Annotated in this window: 11 protein-coding genes; 4 read left to right on the top strand and 7 right to left on the bottom strand. The window is 57.2% G+C overall.

All coding sequences use genetic code 11. From position 1 onward, the window contains the following. Positions 1 to 51: 51 nt before the first annotated feature. From rpoH to ftsY, 4 genes are all read right to left on the bottom strand, one after another. On the bottom strand, positions 52 to 906 hold the full coding sequence (gene rpoH, locus P0H77_RS01660; RefSeq protein WP_176919445.1) for an RNA polymerase sigma factor RpoH: 855 nt from the start codon (positions 904 to 906) through the stop codon (positions 52 to 54). A 270-nt stretch (positions 907 to 1,176) separates the two neighbouring features. Beyond that, positions 1,177 to 2,235, bottom strand: coding sequence for a permease-like cell division protein FtsX (gene ftsX / locus P0H77_RS01655; RefSeq protein WP_276161685.1), 1,059 nt, complete (start codon positions 2,233 to 2,235; stop codon positions 1,177 to 1,179). Continuing rightward, a complete protein-coding gene (ftsE, locus tag P0H77_RS01650; protein WP_276161680.1) occupies positions 2,228 to 2,896 on the bottom strand; it encodes a cell division ATP-binding protein FtsE in 669 nt (222 codons plus the stop codon). The genes ftsX and ftsE overlap by 8 nt, the downstream gene beginning before the upstream one ends. Before the next feature lie 2 nt (positions 2,897 to 2,898). Beyond that, complete coding sequence (gene ftsY, locus P0H77_RS01645) at positions 2,899 to 4,419, bottom strand: signal recognition particle-docking protein FtsY (protein ID WP_276161677.1); 1,521 nt, start codon at positions 4,417 to 4,419, stop codon at positions 2,899 to 2,901. A 195-nt stretch (positions 4,420 to 4,614) separates the two neighbouring features. On the opposite strand from ftsY, the gene rsmD reads away from it, so the two are divergent. From rsmD to zntA, 4 genes are all read left to right on the top strand, one after another. Further along, positions 4,615 to 5,211, top strand: coding sequence for a 16S rRNA (guanine(966)-N(2))-methyltransferase (gene rsmD / locus P0H77_RS01640; RefSeq protein ID WP_276161671.1), 597 nt, complete (start codon positions 4,615 to 4,617; stop codon positions 5,209 to 5,211). Continuing rightward, positions 5,201 to 5,473, top strand: a complete 273-nt coding sequence (locus P0H77_RS01635) for a DUF1145 family protein (RefSeq protein WP_276161664.1) — start codon at positions 5,201 to 5,203, stop codon at positions 5,471 to 5,473. Before rsmD ends, P0H77_RS01635 begins: the two co-directional genes overlap by 11 nt. A gap of 160 nt (positions 5,474 to 5,633) precedes the next feature. Continuing rightward, positions 5,634 to 6,260, top strand: coding sequence for a lysoplasmalogenase (locus tag P0H77_RS01630; protein WP_276165220.1), 627 nt, complete (start codon positions 5,634 to 5,636; stop codon positions 6,258 to 6,260). Between the two features lie 76 nt (positions 6,261 to 6,336). After that, positions 6,337 to 8,532 carry a Zn(II)/Cd(II)/Pb(II) translocating P-type ATPase ZntA gene (zntA, locus tag P0H77_RS01625; RefSeq protein ID WP_276161656.1) on the top strand — a complete coding sequence of 732 codons (2,196 nt, stop codon included), beginning with the start codon at positions 6,337 to 6,339 and terminating at the stop codon, positions 8,530 to 8,532. A 5-nt stretch (positions 8,533 to 8,537) separates the two neighbouring features. On the opposite strand, the gene P0H77_RS01620 is transcribed toward zntA, so the two are convergent. The 3 genes from P0H77_RS01620 to P0H77_RS01610 all read right to left on the bottom strand — a co-directional run bounded on the left by P0H77_RS01620 (position 8,538) and on the right by P0H77_RS01610 (position 13,754). Beyond that, on the bottom strand, positions 8,538 to 10,154 hold the full coding sequence (locus tag P0H77_RS01620) for an MFS transporter (protein ID WP_276161651.1): 1,617 nt from the start codon (positions 10,152 to 10,154) through the stop codon (positions 8,538 to 8,540). 108 nt (positions 10,155 to 10,262) lie between these two features. Beyond that, a complete protein-coding gene (locus P0H77_RS01615) occupies positions 10,263 to 11,930 on the bottom strand; it encodes an MFS transporter (protein WP_276161643.1) in 1,668 nt (555 codons plus the stop codon). 174 nt (positions 11,931 to 12,104) lie between these two features. Then, positions 12,105 to 13,754, bottom strand: coding sequence for an amidohydrolase (locus P0H77_RS01610; protein WP_276161636.1), 1,650 nt, complete (start codon positions 13,752 to 13,754; stop codon positions 12,105 to 12,107). Between the last annotated feature and the right edge of the window lie 24 nt (positions 13,755 to 13,778).

Raw genomic sequence — 13,778 nt, 5'->3', positions numbered from 1 at the left:
GAAAACAAAAACCCCCGGACGTGTCCAGGGGTTATCGGGGTACGGCGCGGATTACGCTTCGATAGCGGCGCGCAGTTTCTTCATCGCGTTCTTTTCAAGCTGACGCACACGTTCAGCGGAAACGCCGTAGCGGTCGGCCAGCTCCTGTAGCGTGGACTTATTGTCATCGTCCAGCCAACGCGCGCGAATAATAGCCTGGCTACGCTCGTCGAGGCCCTGCATCGCATCGGTCAGCTTGTTCGCCGCCTGCTCTTCCCAGTTGTCATCTTCAATGCCGTCGGCAAAGTTAGACGTTTTATCCTGGAGATACAGCACGGGTGCCATCGGCTGGCTGTCGGATTCATCGTCGGAAGACATATCAAACGTCATGTCCTGCGCCGCCATCCGCGATTCCATCTCACGCACGTCTTTACTGGTCACGCCCAGCTCACGCGCCACGATTTCGACTTCATCCTGGTTAAACCAGCCCAGACGCTGCTTGTTTTTACGCAGGTTAAAGAACAGCTTACGCTGTGCTTTAGTGGTGGCGACCTTCACGATACGCCAGTTACGCAGCACGTATTCGTGAATTTCAGCTTTGATCCAGTGCACGGCAAAGGAGACCAGGCGCACGCCGACTTCAGGGTTAAAACGGCGCACGGCTTTCATCAGGCCGATGTTACCTTCCTGAATGAGGTCAGCCTGCGGCAGGCCATAGCCCGAGTAGTTACGAGCAATATGAACAACAAAGCGCAGGTGTGACAGGATCAGCGTCTTAGCTGCTTCCAGATCGCCCTGGTAATGCAGCTTTTCAGCGAGCGCCCGCTCTTCATCGGCCGTCAACATCGGCCATGCGTTCGCAGCCCGGATGTATGACTCCAGGTTACCAACAGGGGCTAAAGCTAAAGTTTGCATTTCTTTGGTCATTCAAATCCTCTCAATTTACAGCTTACCGGCAGCGGCTTGTCCCGTGATACAGCAACAAACGTGCCAGTGCGTACGAGCAACGAGAATATCATCCACTCTTTTATCAGACAGTGATTTTATCCACAAGTTCAATGCAACCGTGTGAATAGATTACGCACAAAATGTGACATATCGTTGAAAGAGTCAGGCAAGGGAAGACGGGAATGGTTGGCTACGCTTCCCCTGCACAGGGAATATTGCATTGCAGGGGAAGAGTATATCAGAAATTTTTTAGTCAGGCGTAAAGTGACGTAAATGTTGCACCGTAGCCAGCCAGGCAGCGACCCAGCCAATCATTGAGCACACCAGTAACAGCAGCAGGCACTCATCAAAAGAGAGGCCGCTGAGCGAAAACTGGGTGCCAAACACTTTCGCCACGTCAGTCACCGCCGAAGAGAGCCGCATGACTAAAATCTCGGACAAAATCAGCGACAATAACGCGCCGGAGAAGCCAAGCACCGCGCCGCCGTAAAGGAACGGCCGCAGAATGAAACCATCCGTCGCACCGATCAGCTTTTGCACGTTAATGCTGTCACGACGGGAAAAGATGCTCAGGCGCACGCTGTTACCGATGACCAGAAATACCGCGGCAATCATCAGTATGCCAATCATCGCCGACACCCGGCCCACCAGCCCGGTGAGCGAGGCCAGACGCGCAAACCAGCTATCATCCATGCGCACTTCATCTACGCCCTGCACGCGGCTGACGCGGTCGCGCAGGGTGTTGAGCGAGTCGGTGTTCTGGAAGTCCAGTTTCGGGATGACCACTGCCACAGCAGGAAGCGGATTCTCTTCCAGCATGTCCAGCGCGCCGCCAAAGCCTGACCAGTTACGGAACTCGCCCAGCGCTTCCTCACGCGACAGGTAGTTGACCTTATCGACGCCCTGCTCCGCCTGAAGCTGCCCCACGACGCGGGCCGCGGCATCGTCATCCAGCGCTTTGTCGAGATAGACGGTGATTTGCGGCGAAGGATAATACTGCGCCGCCGCCTCGCTGACGTTCTTGTACACCATATAGCAGACGCTCGGCAGCGTCAGGGAAATGGCGATCACCATGACGGTGAGGAAGGTCGCAAACGGCTTGCTTTTAAGATCCTGGACCGCGCCGTGCCAGGCATAGCGCACCTGCTCGTTAAAAACGTTGGTCTTACGCGACGCCGCTTTTGGCGCAGGCTTATTACGTTTTGGCGCACCGCGATTGCCGTCACCCGCGCCACCCTGTGGCTTACGAAAGCGGTCGAAGCGATTACTGAACTGCCTGATGTGATTCACAGCGTCGCGTTTATTCACCGTGATGGCCTCCATGCAAATGACCGTCGCTGAGGGTCAGCATCGGATACGTACGACGGGAAATCAGTCCGATATCGTGCGTCGCCATCAGTACCGTTACCCCTACGCGGTTAAACTCTTCGAACAGGCGTAAAATGCCTTCAGACAGCGCGTCGTCCAGGTTACCGGTCGGTTCGTCCGCCAGCAATACGGCGGGTTTATTCACCACCGCGCGGGCGATCCCCACGCGCTGCTGTTCACCGCCGGAAAGCTGAATGGGGAAGTTTTTCGCTTTATCAAGCAACCCGACTTTATCCAGCGCCGCTGAAACGCGACGACGGATATCATCGCCGCTGGCTCCCGCGATGATCAGCGGAATAGCCACGTTATCGAATACCGTGCGATCCATCAGCAAGTGGTGATCCTGGAAGATCATCCCGATTTGCCGGCGTAAAAACGGAACTTCACGGTTTTTAAGCCGACTGATGTCGTGACCGCTGAAGTAAATTTTCCCGGCGCTGGGCCGCTCGATGCCACAGATCAGCTTAAGCAGCGTACTTTTCCCCGCGCCGGAATGCCCGGTCAGGAAGGCCATCTCGCCTTGCTGCAGGTGGAAAGTCACTCCCTGCAACGCTTGTCTCCCGCCGAGATAGGCTTTGCTGACGTGTTCAAAGCGAATCATTATTAATCCTCTCGGGCAAAAAGTGCCTCAATAAAATCGCCCGCATTAAACGGACGCAAGTCCTCTATACGTTCGCCGACGCCGATATAGCGGATCGGAATTTCGAACTGATCGGCGACGGAGAAGATCACCCCGCCTTTCGCCGTACCGTCCAGTTTGGTCAACGTGATCCCGGTCAGTCCCACTGCCTCATGGAACAGTTTGGCCTGGCTTACCGCATTTTGCCCGGTGCTGGCGTCCAGCGTCAGCATGACTTCATGCGGCGCGTCCACGTCGAGCTTTTTCATCACGCGGACAATTTTCTTTAACTCTTCCATCAGGTGCGCTTTGTTTTGCAAACGCCCTGCGGTATCGGCAATCAGTACGTCAATATGGCGCGCTTTCGCCGCCTGAATCGCATCGAAAATCACCGAGGCGGAATCGGCACCGGTATGCTGCGCGACCACCGGAATATTATTGCGCTGGCCCCACACCTGAAGCTGCTCAACCGCGGCGGCACGGAAGGTATCGCCCGCGGCCAGCATTACCGATTTACCCTGCTGCTCAAACTGGCGTGCCAGTTTGCCGATCGTGGTGGTTTTACCCACGCCGTTGACGCCGACCATCAAAATCACAAACGGGGTTTTGCCTTCAATATTAAGCGGTTCGTCCACTTTTGCGAGGATTTCACCCATTTCATCTTTTAACAGGCCATACAGCGCTTCGGCGTCGCGTAGCTGCTTGCGGCTCGCGCCTTCGGTCAGATTAGCGATGATTTTACGGGTGGTTTCGACGCCCACATCGGCAATCAGCAGCTGTTCTTCCAGCTCTTCAAACAGATCATCATCGATTTTCTTGCCGCGGAAAAGACTGATAAATCCGGAACCGAGATTTTCTTTTGTTTTCACCAGGCTGCGTTTGAGACGCGCAAAGAAACCTTCTTTGGTCGGTTTTTCTTGCTCCTGAGCAACCTCTTCCTGGGGCGCATCTTCCTCGACCGGCACCACGATCACGGCTTCTTCCGCCGCTTCGGCGGCCAGCGCATCCAGCTCTTCGTCGCTAATCGGGGCGTCTTCCGGCGCTAACGGCTCCTGTTCGCTAACCCACTCTTCCGGCTCAACCGTGGCGGGCGTCAGTTCTTCCGCCAGCGGTAGTTCTTCATGTTCGATGACGGCAACCGGTTCGGGTTCAACGATTGGCTCAGGTTCGACAACAGGTTCAGGCTCAACAACCGGTTCAACCTCGATAATTACTTCAGGCTCAACAACCGGCTCAACCTCAACGATCGCTTCGGGCTCGACAACCGGCTCAGGCTGCGCAGCTTCTTGCGGCGAGGTGCTTTCCGCAACCTGCTCCGTTACCTCAACAATCTCAGCAGCAAACGCGTCGGTTTCTGCCTCGCTACGCGGCTCTGCTTCTGGCGCGGCCTCGTCTGCAACCGGCAACTGTTCTTCGGGCTTTTGCTCCGCCTGTGCCGTTTGCTCGTCATCTTTTTGACCAAAGCCCAGCCAGGAAAAAAAGCCACGTTTTTTTTCTTTCGCCATTTGCGACCACACTCCCCGCTGTTAATTCAAAGCTCAGCCCCGGAACCATACTGCCGGGCGCTGAAAATCAGGATGAAATTCGTAACCTAGTCTATCACTTAACTTAACTCGCATCACCGCTTGCGGAATAAGGTTTCACCGCAAGCGTCGCATCGTTAGAATAGCAGGCCGAAATAGTGACCAGAGCAGCATTTAATGAAGAAACCTAATCACGCAGGCAGCGGCCAGATTCGCATTATCGGCGGGCAATGGCGTGGCCGTAAATTACCGGTTCCGGACAGCCCCGGTCTGCGCCCTACCACGGACCGGGTCAGAGAGACGTTATTTAACTGGCTGGCCCCGTCAATGGTCGATGCCCGCTGTCTCGACTGCTTCGCCGGGAGCGGTGCGCTGGGGCTGGAAGCGCTGTCACGCTACGCGGCTCAGGCCACGCTGCTTGAAATGGAACGCAGCGTCGCCCGGCAGCTACAGAAAAATCTTGCAACACTTAACGCAACTCACGGGCGGGTCGAAACGGGTAATACGCTCGCGTTCCTTAATCGACCAGGGACGCCTTACGATATCGTGTTTGTCGATCCTCCTTTTCGGAAAGGATTGCTGGAAGAGACATTGCACCTGCTGGAAAGTCACGGCTGGCTGGCGGATAACGCGCTTATCTACGTCGAAAGTGAAGTAGAGAACGGCATGCCGCCGGTCCCGGCCAGCTGGCAATTATACCGTGAAAAAGTGGCGGGCCAGGTCGCTTACCGTCTGTATCAGCGCGATGCGCAAGGAGAACAACATGCTGATTAATCTTGGTCGTTTGCTTATGCTCTGCGTCTGGGCATTTTTGCTTCTGAATGTGGTGCATCCGTTTAAGTTTCCTGCCAACATTTTTATCAACGTGGCAATGGTATTTATGATCCTGATGCACGGTCTGCAACTGGCGCTGCTCAAGGCAACTCAGCCAAAAGAGGGTCCGCCTTTAACCACCGGCCAGAAGGTGCGTATTTTCTTGTTTGGCGTTTTTGAACTGGTCGCCTGGCAGAAAAAGCTGAAAGCGACAAAAAAATGAGCCGGGATCTGGCGTTGTCATCTCCCTGCGCCAGACACTACACTCATTAACAGGGCTGTAGGCATAATGCCTGCGTAGTGACATACTCGATGGATTTTACGTTGCAGAACGGTGTGTGCAACCTTAAAGCCGACGAGTATAACGAATTCAAGGAATTATGATGCTCTGGTCATTTATCGCTGTCTGTTTTTCTGCCTGGCTGTATGTCGATGCTTCTTATCGTGGACCCGTCTGGCAACGCTGGGTATTTAAACCGGTTACGCTGCTGCTTTTACTCCTGCTTGCCTGGCAAGCGCCCATGTTTAATGCCATCAGTTACCTGGTGCTGGCCGGACTGTGCGCGACGCTGGTGGGCGATGCTTTAACCCTGCTGTCACGCCAGCGCCTGTTGTATGCCATCGGCGCGTTCTTTCTCTCACATTTGCTGTACACCATTTACTTTGCCAGCCAGATGACGCTGTCGTTCTTCTGGCCGCTGCCGCTGGTGCTACTGGTGATTGGTGCGCTGCTGATCGCGACCGTCTGGACGCGGCTGGAAGAGTTACGCCTGCCGATTTGCACGTTTATCGCCATGACGCTGGTGATGGTCTGGCTGGCCGGGGAGCTGTGGTTCTTCCGCCCCACCGACACGGCACTTTCTGCCTTCGTGGGGGCAGCACTGCTGCTGCTCAGTAACATTGTCTGGTTGGGTAGCCATTACCGTCGCCGTTTCCGCGCCGATAACGCCATTGCGGCCGCCTGCTACTTCGCCGGACATTTCTTGATTGTGCGTTCACTTTATCTCTGATTGCGCTTGACTCTGGAGTCGACTCCAGAGTGTATGCTTCGGGTAATGAGAAAATTATCATTCCCCGGAGAATATAATGTCGACTCCAGATGCTAATGGCAAAAAAGCCCCGCAGTTCGCCACGCTTAAATTTACGCCCGCTGCGCCGGAACCCGCGTCATGCTGCGCTGATGCTTCATGCTGCGCCGAAACCGCGCCTGCCGACGCCGTCGCTGACGCCCGCTATAGCTGGAAAGTCGAAGGAATGGACTGCGCCGCCTGTGCGCGTAAGGTAGAAAACGCCGTACGCCAGGTGGCGGGCGTTACCCAGGTTCAGGTGCTGTTCGCCACGGAAAAACTGGCGGTGAATGCCTCTGGCGATGTCAGCCAGCAAATTGAACAGGCGGTACAAAACGCAGGCTATACGCTGCGTCATGAGTCTGCCCCGCCGCCCACCACCTCGCGCCTGCGGGAAAATCTTCCGCTGCTTATCCTGATAGTCATGATGGCCGTAAGCTGGGGGCTTGAGCACGTTAACCACCCGGCAGGTCAGGCCGCATTCATCCTCACCACCCTGGTGGGACTGTACCCTGTCCTTCGCCAGTCGCTACGGCTGATCAAGAGCGGCAGTTACTTCGCGATTGAAACCCTGATGAGCGTTGCCGCCCTCGGCGCGCTGTTTATCGGCGCGACGGCAGAGGCGGCGATGGTACTGCTGCTGTTTTTGATCGGCGAACGCCTTGAAGGCTGGGCCGCCAGCCGCGCCCGCCAGGGCGTCAGCGCCCTTATGGCGTTAAAACCGGACACCGCCGTGCGGCTGCGCGACGGTCAGCGGGAAACCATCGCCCAACGCGATCTCCGTCCCGGCGATACCATTGAAGTCGCTGCCGGTGGCCGACTGCCCGCCGATGGTCAGCTTTTGACGCCGTTTGCCAGTTTTGATGAAAGCGCATTGACCGGGGAATCCGTCCCGGTAGAGCGTAGCGCAGGCGAGAACGTGGCGGCAGGTGCCACCAGCGTCGATCGTCTGGTCCAGCTTACCGTTACCTCTGAACCAGGCGACAGCGCGATTGACCGCATCCTGCGGTTGATTGAAGAAGCCGAGGAGCGGCGCGCGCCTATTGAGCGCTTTATCGATCGCTTCAGCCGCCTTTATACGCCGGCGATTATGCTGGTGGCGCTGCTGGTCGCCCTGGTGCCACCACTGTTGTTTGCTGCCGCCTGGCAGGAGTGGATTTATAAGGGGCTGACGCTGCTGCTGATTGGCTGCCCGTGCGCGCTGGTGATTTCCACGCCCGCCGCGATCACCTCCGGACTGGCGGCGGCGGCACGGTGCGGCGCGCTGATTAAAGGCGGCGCAGCGCTGGAACAGCTTGGGCGTGTTCAGCAAATCGCCTTTGATAAAACCGGCACCCTGACCGTGGGGAAACCCCAGGTGACGGGCATTTATCCCTGCGCGATGGACGAGCATGCGCTGCTGGCGCTCGCCGCTGCCGTTGAACAGGGCTCAACGCATCCGCTGGCGCAGGCGGTGGTGCGGGAAGCACAATCCCGTGGGCTTACGCTGCCTGACGCCACGGAGCAGCGCACGCTGCCGGGCGCGGGCATTGAAGCGCTCGTCGCGGGCAAAAAAATTCTGATCTGCGCGGCGGAGAAATTCCCCGGCGAGGCGTTTAGCCTACAAATTCGTACTCTTGAGCAGGAAGGCCAAACGGTGGTGATGGTGGCGCAGGAGGAGCGCGCGCTGGGTCTGATTACGCTACGCGATACGTTACGGGAAGACGCCAGAGAAGCAGTGGATGCGCTGCATCAGCTTGGCGTGCAGGGCGTGATGTTGACCGGTGATAATCCGCGCGCGGCGGCAGCCATCGCGGGGGAACTGGGTCTGGATTTTAAGGCGGGGCTACTGCCCGCCGACAAAGTTCAGGCGGTAACCGCGCTGAACCGCCAGATGCCGCTGGCGATGGTCGGCGACGGTATCAACGATGCACCCGCCATGAAAGCCGCAACAATTGGCATCGCGATGGGCAGCGGCACCGACGTGGCGCTGGAAACGGCGGATGCCGCACTGACCCATAACCGCCTGACGGGCCTGGCGCAGATGATTGCCCTTGCCCGCGCGACGCACGCCAATATCCGGCAGAACATCGCTATCGCGCTGGGCCTGAAGGGTATTTTCCTGGTGACGACCCTGCTCGGTATCACCGGCCTGTGGCTGGCGGTGCTGGCAGATACCGGCGCAACGGTGCTGGTGACGGCGAACGCGCTGCGCCTGCTGCGTAAAGGACGTTAAAACGGTTACTCTGTGCGGGCGATGTTCTCCTCGCGCTCGGCCAGCGGGATCGCCCGTGTCGGCCACAAAAAAAGCAGGGTCAGCAGCGCCATCGCATACAGCCCGGCACGCGTGACCTGCGCGCGCGATTGCCGGTAAGTTTGGGTTAATACCGGCAGATCGTTTTTCAGCGCGCCCGCCTGATGCATAAACAGGGTGAACTGCGGATCGTTCAGATAAGGCACCACCGCCAGATGCTGCAACGCGTCGCGCGTTTGCTTGCTGACGGGGGCATTGACGACCTTATCTTTCATGCCGATCGTCAACATCGTAAGCATCACCATGCTCACCAGCGCCACTCCCATCGCCTGACCGACATCGCGTGCGGCGGCCTGGATACCGCCTGACTGGCGCGCTTCTTTATCCGGCAGCGCACTGGTCACCAGAAACGGCGCATTACTCGCAATCGTGCCCATACTCGCGCCGATAAAACAGAGCCCCAGCACGACCCGCGGCACGCTGAAATGTTCTTCTGAAATTCCCGACGAGGCCACGATTGCGCCCAGCACGCCCAGCATCAGCCCAATCCGGCATTGTCGACGCGGACGACGCTGGCGAATCAGTACCGGCAATCCGAGAGAGCATCCCGCAAGGGTGATGGCAAACGGCACGATCAGCAGGCCGGTACCGATGGCGGTCAGCCCGGCAACAATCTGCACAAAGCTCACCACCACAAAAATACCGGCGCTGTACGCAAAAAAGATATAGCCGGTCAGATACAGGCCAGTGCGCACCTGCGGCGTGTGAAGAAATGCCTTTGGGATCATGGCGCTGCCGGTTTTACGCTCGCAGACGCGCTCCCAGCGCAGCATAAAATGGATGACAACCAGACCGCTTAAAATGAGAAAAGGTGCCGGGCTCATGCCTAAAAAATGAATTGCCGGATTAAACGGCGTAATGAATCCCCAACTGGAAATTTGCAGCACGCCGAAGATAAGTAAAAAAAGGCCGGCGGTTGAAAGAATAAGGCCCGGAAAATCAAAGCGTACCGGCGCATTGTGTTTGGCAGGTTCGTTGATGATCAGGGAACAGCACAAAATGACGACCAGTACGCCGCCCAGCGCGCCAAACGCCCAGCGCCAGCCGACCATATCCAGCAGCGCGCCGCAGACAATCGGCCCCAGCGCAAAGGAGATCCCGCTTGCCGCGCCCAGTGCCCCGAACGCGACGGCGCGCTGTTTGCCGTGGTATAAGCCAGTAAGCAAACCAAATACCGACGGGATCATAAAACTCCCGCCCACGCCTGCCAGCAGGCGCGCGATCCAGATAAAAACCGTGATGGAGGGAGAGAGGGTGGCGCAGAGTTCCGCTACCAGGTAAATCAGGCAGCCAATACGAAACGTTTTTAACCAGCCAATCACGCTGCCCAACATTCCCCCGGCGATCATAAAGGTTCCGGCGACCAGCGGATACAGCGTATTGGCCGCGCTGATTTGCGTCATGCTGGCGTTCAGTTCCCGCATCAAACTCCCCGTCGCGATGCTTAACGTCACGTTGTCGGCAGAAGCCAGAAACTGCGCCAGGCAAAGGATAAAAAGCGGTAGCCAGAGCGTGCATGGGGTCTTGCTTGACGGCGTGCTCATAGTCAATTCTCCTGGGAGATAAAAACGCGAAACGCGCACCTCCTCAAAGAAGGTACGCGTTGGCAAACTTAGCGCTGATAAGCTTTATGCAGTAAAGCCGGGGCTCGCTTAGCGAACGGCCGTTTTTTTCTTATCGTCAGAAGCATCATCGTTCTGGTTTCCCTTGGTCCGGGTCGGCAGATTGCGCGTGCCAAACAGGAACAGCAGCGTCATGATCGCTGTCGCCACCATTCCCGCGCGGGTCGCATTTAAACGCGCCGTTTTATACACCGTGGTCAGAGGCGCAACGTCCGTCTGATTAATGCCGTGATCCAGCATCAGCTTCGAAAAGGCGCTGTCGCTCAGATACGGAATAACGGTGATATCGGCAACTTTCGTGCGCGTATCGCTGCTCAGTTGCGTATCGCTACGCGCCGCATCCTGCACGCTCATGGTAATGGCCGTAAGCATCACCATGCCGCAGACCGCAACGCCAATCGCCTGGCCAACGTTACGCGATGTCGCCTGCACGCCGCCGGACTGCTGGGCGTCACGCGAAGGCAGGCCGCTGGTAACAATATAGCTGGAGTAGGCTGAAACAATGCCCATGCTCACGCCGATCAGGCACATCCCGACGGGCACAATAAAGCTGAAATCCGACGGCTCAAAGCCGAAAATACAGAGCACCGAGCCCAGCGTGCCAATCAGCAGCGCCAGCTGGCACATCCGTTTCGGGTTCGCGTTTTTATACACCACCGGCAGGCCCAGCGAGAAAATCACTACGCCCAGCGCAAAAGGCAGAATTAACAGCCCGGTCTCGATGCCGTTAAGTCCGGCAACCACCTGGACAAAGCTGACGGTAACAAAGATGCCGGAGCCGTACGCCAGGAAAATAAAGGCGGTCAGATACAGGCCGTTACGCACCTGAGGCGTGCGCAGGAACGAGAGCGGGATCAGCGCGCTGCCCACTTTCTCTTCCCGATAACGCTCCCACTTCAGCATAATGGCCAGCACGATCAGGCCGAACACCACCAGTACCGGCGCAGGAGAAATCCCCATCACGGTGAACGGCGCGTTAAACGGCGTGATAAGCCCCCAGCTTGAGACTTTCAGGAAACCGAGGATCAGGCTGAACAGACCGATAACCGTCAACAGGACGCCCGGCAGATCGAAGGTCACTTTGCGCTCGGGCTTCGCAGGCGTCGGCACCAGGAACGATCCGGCGAAAATAACAATGCATAGCCCGGCAATGGCCGCGAAGGCGGCGCGCCATCCCAGATGATCGACCAGCAGCCCACAGATAATCGGCCCAGCGGCAAACGAGACGCCGCTCGCCGCGCCAATCGCGCCAAACGCGACGGCCTGCTGCGGACCTTTGTAGTTACTGGCGATAATCCCCAGTACCGACGGGATCATAAAGCTGCCGCCGACCCCGGAAAGCAGACGTGCACCGTAGGTAAACACTTCCATATTCGGTGAAAAATACGCGGTCAACTCCGCTAAAAACAGCAGCCCGCAGCCGATACGAAACGTTTTTTTCCAGCCGACGATCAGGCCGATCATCCCGGCCGCCACCATTAACGAACCGGCAGCCAGGGAATACATGGCGTTCGCAATATTCACTAAATCCATCGACGCATGGAGGTCGGCGACCAGCGCGCCGGTCGCAATGCTGAGCGTCGCATTGTCGCCGGAGGTGGAAAGCTGGGCCAGACACAGTACCAGCAACGGTAGCCATTTCATCGCCGTCGTTGCGTCAGCATCACGCGACGCCGAAGGAGAGACAAAAGAAGACATCGTTATGACCTTTTTAAAAGCAAAAGAAACCCGCCAGCCGCCAGGCCGGAAAAGGGATAAAAAGTAGTACAGGTGAGGATCCCATCTGAGGTTGATGACAAACCGTCCGTGGAACACGGGGAAACACCCACGTTGTCAGCGGTCTCTGATGAGGATCTCACCTGCACATTAACGTTAACGAGGAATAGGCTGTACCCGACCGCCGAGGACGGTGCCCCATACGCCGATATCTTTCAGCTTCATTGGCTCAACGGCTAACGGGTCCTGCTCAAGCACGGTGAAGTCGGCATATTTGCCGCATTCGATACTGCCGATCAGGTGATCCAGCTTCATGGTGTAGGCTGCGCCCACGGTCATCGCGTGCAGCGCATCGGCGACGCTAATCTTCTCACGCTCGCCCAACACGCGGCCGCTGGCGGTCACGCGGTTAACCGCGCACCAGCCGGTAAACAGCGGATTGACCGGGGTAATGCCGCAGTCGCTGTGGAACGCAAAGGGAATTTGATGGCGCACGGCGCTGCCGCAGGCATCCATCCGGTTAGCACGCTCCGGTCCCATCGTTTTCGCGTAGTGCTGGTCGCCCCAGTAGTAGATATGGTTACTGAAGAAATTCACGCACATCCCCAGCGACTTGATACGCTTAAACTGATCTTCGCGCAGCATTTGCGCATGTTGCATGGTCGCGCGATGGTTTGCCGCCGGGATACGGTTTAACGTCTTTTCAACCGCCTGAATAAAGGCTTCCGAGGCTTCATCGCCGTTGCAATGGCAGTGCACCTGATAGCCGCGGGACATGATTTCATAAACCTGCTGATCAACCTGCTCCGGCGTGGCGTTCCACGCGCCGTTTGCGCCGGTTTTATAGTAGCCCGGCGAGAGCATACGCCCGGAGCCACCCTGAATGGAGCCATCGAGGAAGATCTTCATCGGTCCGAATATCATCTTCTCATGACCGTGCTTCATCATGTCAGCAGCAAACTCGACGGCTTCCACAAACGGTTTTTTCACAAACGGAGGGCCGTAAGCGACCAGCAGGCGGATCGGGAAGCTGTTCTCACGCGTCATGCGGATATAGTTAGCGGCCAGCTCAGGGTTGTTAAAATCCGTCAGACCCATATCTGCCGCGCTGGTGCAGCCCGCGCGGAAGGCTTCCTGGCCAAAATTGCGAATAGCGGTTTCCGTCGTTAACGCGTCCCAGAAACCATATTTGTTCAGGATGGGGCCCATTGCGGCGAATTCGACCAGCTCACCGTGCAGGGTGCCGTCGGCATTCTTCACGACGCCTTCAATGGTACAGTCATCGAAAATACCGCAGTCATGCAGCGCAGCGGTATTCGCGCCCATCAGGTGAATGCTCATGTGGATAACGGCAACCGGGCGAGTCGTGGAGACGCGATCGAGATGCTCGCGGCCCAGCTTTTCGCTGCCGAAATAGATAGGATCGACGCCCCAGGCGATCAGCGGCTCGTTCGGATCGGTCATGGTCCGCTCAATCGCCTGTAGCGTGGCGACAACGTCGTCAAACGAACGGCAGCCCTTCCAGACCTTGCCGGTATAATCCGGGCGATCGTAGTAGCCCACGTAAGGGAATTGCCACATGCCGCCGCCGGTGGCGTGCGAGTGCGCTTCAATAAGGCCCGGCATCAGCACTTTGTCAGCGAACGTGGTATCCAGCGTATAGTCGCCGAACCCTTCCAGTTCTTCAAGCGATCCCACGCTCAGGATCCGATCACCGCGTACCGCAACGTGCGTGGCTTCCGGCAGCGAGGGGCACATGGTGATAATTTTTTTAGCCTGATAGATTACGATAGCATCGGTCGTCATATCTTTGCCTTCGATGTAAGGGAG

This window comes from Superficieibacter sp. HKU1 (genome assembly GCF_029319185.1).
Classification (GTDB): Bacteria; Pseudomonadota; Gammaproteobacteria; order Enterobacterales; family Enterobacteriaceae; genus Superficieibacter.
This window is presented reverse-complemented; position numbering and strand designations above follow the sequence as displayed.